Source organism: Niastella sp. (genome assembly GCF_045805085.1).
In the GTDB taxonomy this organism is placed as follows: domain Bacteria; phylum Bacteroidota; class Bacteroidia; order Chitinophagales; family Chitinophagaceae; genus Niastella.
In genome coordinates, this window is record NZ_JBJMLX010000333.1 from 1 (window position 1) to 6,435 (window position 6,435).

Here is a 6,435-nt window from a genome sequence, read left to right on the forward strand (position 1 = left end):
GCGCCTGTAACCGTAACGGTGAATGCGGCGCCTGCTGCTCCTGTAGCTGCTTCACCCACCTATTGCCAGCATGCTACTGCGGTAGCATTAACAGCAACGGGCGCCAACCTGCTCTGGTATACAAATGCTACAACAGGTACTGGTTCTTCCACTGCGCCGGTTCCTTCTACTGCCACCAACGGCATCACTACTTATTATGTAAGTCAAACAAGCGGTTGTGAAAGCCCGCGTACAGCAATAACTGTAACGGTGAATGGCAATCCAACAGTGGCCATTCAGCCAGTTACCGGCAATTTGTGCGCCGGCAATACGGTTACGTTGGATGCGTCAGGCGCTTCCACCTATCAATGGAGTCCTGCAACAAATTTGTCAGATGCTGCAACAAATAACCCCATCGTTCATATACAGAACGATATCGTGTATACGGTTACCGGTACCGATGCCAATGGTTGTACGGCCACGGCACAGGTTGCGTTAAAAATAGGGTCGGGGTGTTCGGTTGGTAGTTTGTCTGGCTATAACCTGCCGAATGCCTTTTCTCCCAACAGGGACGGACGTAATGATGTGCTGCATGTTAAAACAAGTGATGTGCCCCACTCATTCAACCTGATGATCTTTAACCGCTATGGGCAAAAGGTATTCGAAAGCCGCGATGTTAATGCCGGTTGGGATGGTACGCTGGCCGGACAGGTTGCCGAATCCGGCGCCTATGTGTATGTTATGGTGATCACCACGTCAACAGGGAGCGTGATAAAGAATAAGGGGACGGTGATGTTGATGCGGTAAGTGGACTAAAACCCACTTTTTAGCGTAATTTTGCCGAAATTATTCGATCTTGAGTGTTCCTGTGTTTTTGATTACGCCGCCTTTTACGCAGCTTAACACGCCGTATCCGGCAACGGCTTATCTGAAGGGGTTTCTGAATACCAAAAATATCCGTTCCTTCCAGAGCGATCTGGGCATAGAGGTAACGCTGGCCCTGTTCTGCCGGGAAGGACTGCAGGAACTGTTCAACCGCATCAACCAGCTGAATAAGCCATTGTCTGAAAATGCCGCCCGTATGGTGGCCCTGCAGGACGATTATATTCATACCATCAACGATGTAATACTATTTTTACAGGGTCATAACCCAACCCTGGCGCACCGTATATGCAAACGGGATTTTTTGCCCGAAGCCAGCCGTTTTGCGCAGCTGGAAGACCTGGACTGGGCCTTTGGCTCCATGGGTACGCAGGACAAAGGCAAGCACTTTGCCACCATGTACCTCGAAGACCTGTCGGACCTGATAGGAGAGTGTGTGGATGAGCATTTTGGGTTCAGCCGGTATGCCGAAAAACTGGGCCGTTCTGCCAACAGCTTCGACGAACTGTACACCGCCCTGCAACAGGAGTATACTTTTATAGATGAATTGCTGATTAGATTGCTGAAAGCGCACATGGAAAAGCTGCAGCCCAAACTGGCGGCTATTTCCGTTCCTTTCCCCGGTAACCTGTACAGCTCTCTGCGCTGCGGACAATGGATCAAACAAAACTATCCCGGCGTGAAGGTGGCCATGGGCGGCGGTTTCGCCAATACCGAATTACGCTCGCTTTCCGATGCGCGGGTGTTCGAGTTCTATGATTATATAACCCTCGACGATGGCGAAGCGCCGCTTGAACAACTGGTGCAACTGGTGGAAGGCCACCGGGCCCCAGCGGAGTTGAAAAGAACCTTTACGTTACAGGACGGCGCCGTGCAATACATCAATAACAACAGCTGCACCGATTACAAACAGGCGCAGGTGGGTACACCCGATTACAGCGATTTTCTGCTCGATAAATATATCTCTGCCATTGAAGTAGTAAACCCCATGCACCGGATGTGGAGCGATGGCCGGTGGAACAAACTCACTATGGCGCATGGTTGCTATTGGGGCAAATGCACTTTCTGCGATATCTCCCTCGATTATATCAAACTCTATGAGCCCATTGCGGCTTCGCTGTTGGTAGACCGCATGGAAGAAATGATGAAACAAACAGGGCAGAACGGTTTTCACTTTGTAGATGAAGCCGCGCCACCCGCCATGATGCGGGCTTTGGCACTGGAGATCATTCGCCGCAAACTAACAGTGAGCTGGTGGGCCAATGTGCGTTTTGAAAAAAGTTTTACCCGCGATCTTTGCCTGTTGTTGAAACGCTCCGGTTGTATTGCCGTTTCCGGCGGACTGGAAGTGGCCGGCGACCGCCTGCTGGAATTGATCCAAAAAGGCATTACAGTAGCACAGGTGGCCCAGGTGAACAAACATTTTACAGAGGCCGACATTATGGTACATGCTTACCTGATGTATGGTTTCCCCACGCAAACCGAACAGGAAACCATCGACTCCCTGGAAATGGTTCGGCAGTTATTCGCCGCCGGTATCCTGCAGTCGGCCTTCTGGCATTTGTTCACCATGACGGTGCACAGTCCCGTCGGTATGCAACCGGAGAAATTCAAGGTAAAAAGAGAATCAGCCCTGGTGGGCGCTTTTGCCAACAACGACCTGGTGCACATCGATGAATCAGGCGCCGAACATGAGGCGTTTGCATTTGGACTGAAAAAATCACTGTTCAACTATATGCATGGCGTCGGCCTCAATGAACCACTGTCAAAATGGTTCGAGTTTAAAGTGCCTAAAACCAAAGTAGCGCCTGACTATATTCAAAAAGTACTGGAACAGGAAATATATACAGCGGCCAAACCCACCAGCCGCATTGTATACCTGGGCAAACCGCCCATCGTAGAACACTTCACCAAAAGTAAAAAAGGCAATAGCTGGGAAATGACCTCCCTAACCTTTCAGGACAAACGTGCAAAGGTCAGTATCAGTGTCGACCGCGAACAAGGCGACTGGCTGGCCGGGATGTTGAATGCACTATCTATCAACAATCCCAAAATGCTAACCTTACAGGATGTAACGGACAGCTACAACGCCGCCGGGCTCCAGGACTTTGAATTGTTTTGGGATAATAAACCGGTGAACACTTTGTACAAGGTGGGTCTGTTGCGATTGTAAAATGAGTCTTCTTCTGCATTCCTTTCGTGTTTCTTCAAGGCCCTTCAGAAACAGCTGAGATACTATATAGATACACTTACTTAAAAAGAAAGATATGTCTTAGATTATATATAATTAAATTTATCTATAATCTTAATTTATATATTTGTTCCAGTCCTATAATATCCAAATGCCTCAAAAGATCCGCATAAGTTAAGGTGATAAATACATGAAGGGTATGGGCATCCCAACCAAAAAAGTTAGTCTAAACTATTTTCAATATAAGTGATCCTGGCTAGCCAGGCTGTTTACTGGCAATGATACCTGTCCGACTGATTGAGATCCTGATATTGACAATGGATTTAGTACAATTTATATTAATCCGTATTTATGAAAAAAACTGTACTCTACCTAATTATGTCGATCTGTGCCTGTGCGGGTAACACGCAGATCATAACGCCCACCACTCAGGGAAGATTCGGGATAGATGCCGATGTACAACACAATGTCTTCGTTACTGCCTCAAGCCCCTGTTCTGACTGCGACGACTGGTACTACGAACAGATCCCCAATGGCAACAACAGTATATTTGTGATTGACACAACAGGCGCGGCTGCTATTGTGGCCGGTTATGCGAACGCTGCCAACAGAAACATCCCGTTCTTCCGTAAGATGGCATATCCTGCCTTTTATCAAACAAACCAAAGAACTTTAATTGATGCGGTTTTTGTAAGGGATTATCACGGTTCTGACCAGACTGCCTATGGCGCAGGCTCCGATAAAAATGGCGACAGCCCGGTAGACTGGACAGGGGGGACGGTTAATGTGCTTCAAAAAGATGACATTCTCGACGTATACCTGCACTTAAGACGGCAAGGGCCCAATTATAATCAGACTGACCCGCTCTGGCTGTTTGGTGCGGTGGCTATAGAAGGTACGGGCGGTGACCGTTATTTTGATTTTGAATTATACCAGACCGATATATTTTATACCCGCAGCACTCTAAAATTTACCGGCTATGGCCCTGATGCAGGGCATACCTCCTGGAAATTTGATGCAGCCGGTAATGTAACACAGGCAGGCGATATGATCTTTGCGGCTAATTATAGCAGCTCAGATCTTACCTCCATTGAAGCGCGTATTTGGGTAGATCATGCTACATTATCTCAAACGCCGGCGACATTTGCCTGGACCGGCACTTTTGATGGCGCCAGTAACAATGCACAATATGGCTATGCAGGCATTCAACCGAAAAACGCCAACCCGTTTTATTTTGGTACGGAGAACGCCGGTTCTACCTGGGCAGGCCCATACAAGCTGCCACGCGCCAACGGTACTGTGGTAACGCAGTTTTCTGCAGGCCAGTTTATGGAATTTGGAATAAATCTTACCGTGCTCGGTCTTGATCCTGTTAGTTTGATGGGAAAAACGCCATGCGGCATCCCGTTCAGTAAAGTAATGGTAAAAACAAGAAGTTCCACCTCATTCACTTCAGAATTGAAAGACTTTATTTCACCGTTCGATTTCTTTTTACCACCAGCTGTGGATGTTGCGGCGGATCAACCTGTACTTTGCGGCGCCTCCGGTGTTGCCGATATATTAGTTACCGACCCCTTTTCAACTTCATTCTATACCTGGACTACAGCAGATGGCCATATTGTATATAACAACGGTTTCGATAGTATAAAGGTAGATAAGGCCGGTACTTATAAGGTAATTCAAACGCTGGCAAACGGTTGCCCGGCCTATGCTGTTGACAGCGCCACCTTAACCTACGATCCAACCTGTGTGGTGCTGGCCAGCAACAAAATAAATGTAACCGGGTTGCTCAATAACGGGTTGGTTGGTCTTGACTGGTCGGTGACTGCAAATAATGATGTAAAATATTTTACCATTGAAAGAAGTACCGACGGCGTTCATTATACCCTGGCAGGAACCGTGAATGCTGATACCCGTTCAACATACGCAGCTTATAAGGCTAATGATGGAGTATTTGGTTTAAACGCTTCGAAGGTATACTACCGCATAAAAGTAACCGGCAACAATGGCAACATCACTTACAGTAAAGTGGTTGAACTGTCTTTAGCTGTTAATAAATTATCGGTAACCCTGGCGCCCAATCCGGTAAAGAATGTGGTATCGGTAAATATTGCTTCCAATACCGATAAACAGGTACAGGTATTTATTTATGATGTTAGCGGAAAACTGATGAGGTCAACCAATGCCCATGCGCAAAAAGGTTATTCAACGATCAAAATGAACGATCTTGGTTCCTGGTCAAGAGGCGTGTATACAGTAAAAGTGGTATCGGGTAATGATGTTTTTGTGGAAAGAATGCTTTTAACAAAATAGTTTATAAAAAGGGATGGGCTTCTTTGCGGGCGCCATCCCTTTGATTTTAAAATCCATTAATCAGCTATGAGAAACGCATTGCACGTGCTTTGTCTTTGCCTATGCCTTCAATTATCTTTCTTGTATGCAGCACATGCGCAGGTGTCAGGCACCTACACCATCAATTCCACATTGCCAACCAGTGGTTCCAATTTCCATTCATTTACCGATGCGGTTGCTTACATGCAAAACGGACTGAACGGTCCCATTACATTTAATGTAACGGCAGGTACCGGGCCGTACAACGAACAGATCACGCTCGATAGCAGGATTGGTACCAATGCCGCCAATACCCTCACTTTCAACTGTAATGGCGTAACGCTGTCCTTTACTTCTAACAATACCAATAACCGGGCAGGGGTGAAACTGGATAACCTCAGTTATGTAACTTTTGATAAGATCAGAATTACCCCGCAGGCAGCCGGCCAGTTTGGCTATGGTTTTCATTTACTAAATAACTCAGATAATAATATTATCAGGAACTGCAGGATCATTCTTCCAACAAACACTACAACGCCCGACAATAACGAAGGCATTGTAATAAATGGTAACCACGGTGCAGCAACAGCTACCGGTACCAGTAATTGCGATAATAACCTTATTCAGAACGATACAATTTCCGGCGGAAGAACAGGCATTACGCTAAACAGCGCCCCTGTTTCCGGTGCTGCCGTATTAATGCAGGGCAATAAGATCCTGAACAATCTTATTTCCGACTCCTATACCAGCTGTATTCAATTGAATTATAACGATAGCACTGTGGTGGATGGCAATGACCTGCAGGGCGGCCCGCATGCCACCACCAAGGTCTCGGGCGTTTACCTGAACCTGTTTGACCAGCATGTAAAAGTTATCAATAACAAAATCCATAATTTTCATATAGCTGCTTTTGGCAGCTATATTTATGGTATTTTGAATTCGGCACTGGGTGCTGCCGGTAAAGAAAACCTGTTAGCCAACAATCTCATCTACGATTTCAGTTCAAATTGGGTACAGAACGGCATAGCGGCAAAAAATGCGCGTGCTTCCTA

The 6,435-nt window shown here is 46.7% G+C and carries 4 protein-coding genes; all 4 read left to right on the forward strand.

Annotated features, from left to right (window positions below; genetic code table 11):
• The coding region (locus ACJ751_RS17555) for a gliding motility-associated C-terminal domain-containing protein (RefSeq protein WP_407746824.1) at window positions 1–786 on the forward strand (786 nt) is incomplete at its 5' end.
• A 49-nt stretch (window positions 787–835) separates the two neighbouring features.
• Window positions 836–3,034 carry a B12-binding domain-containing radical SAM protein gene (locus tag ACJ751_RS17560; RefSeq protein ID WP_407746825.1) on the forward strand — a complete coding sequence of 733 codons (2,199 nt, stop codon included), beginning with the start codon at window positions 836–838 and terminating at the stop codon, window positions 3,032–3,034.
• A 369-nt stretch (window positions 3,035–3,403) separates the two neighbouring features.
• Window positions 3,404–5,365, forward strand: coding sequence for a T9SS type A sorting domain-containing protein (locus ACJ751_RS17565; RefSeq protein ID WP_407746826.1), 1,962 nt, complete (start codon window positions 3,404–3,406; stop codon window positions 5,363–5,365).
• Between the two features lie 120 nt (window positions 5,366–5,485).
• Window positions 5,486–6,435: hypothetical protein (locus ACJ751_RS17570; RefSeq protein ID WP_407746827.1), on the forward strand; the 950-nt coding region annotated here is incomplete at its 3' end.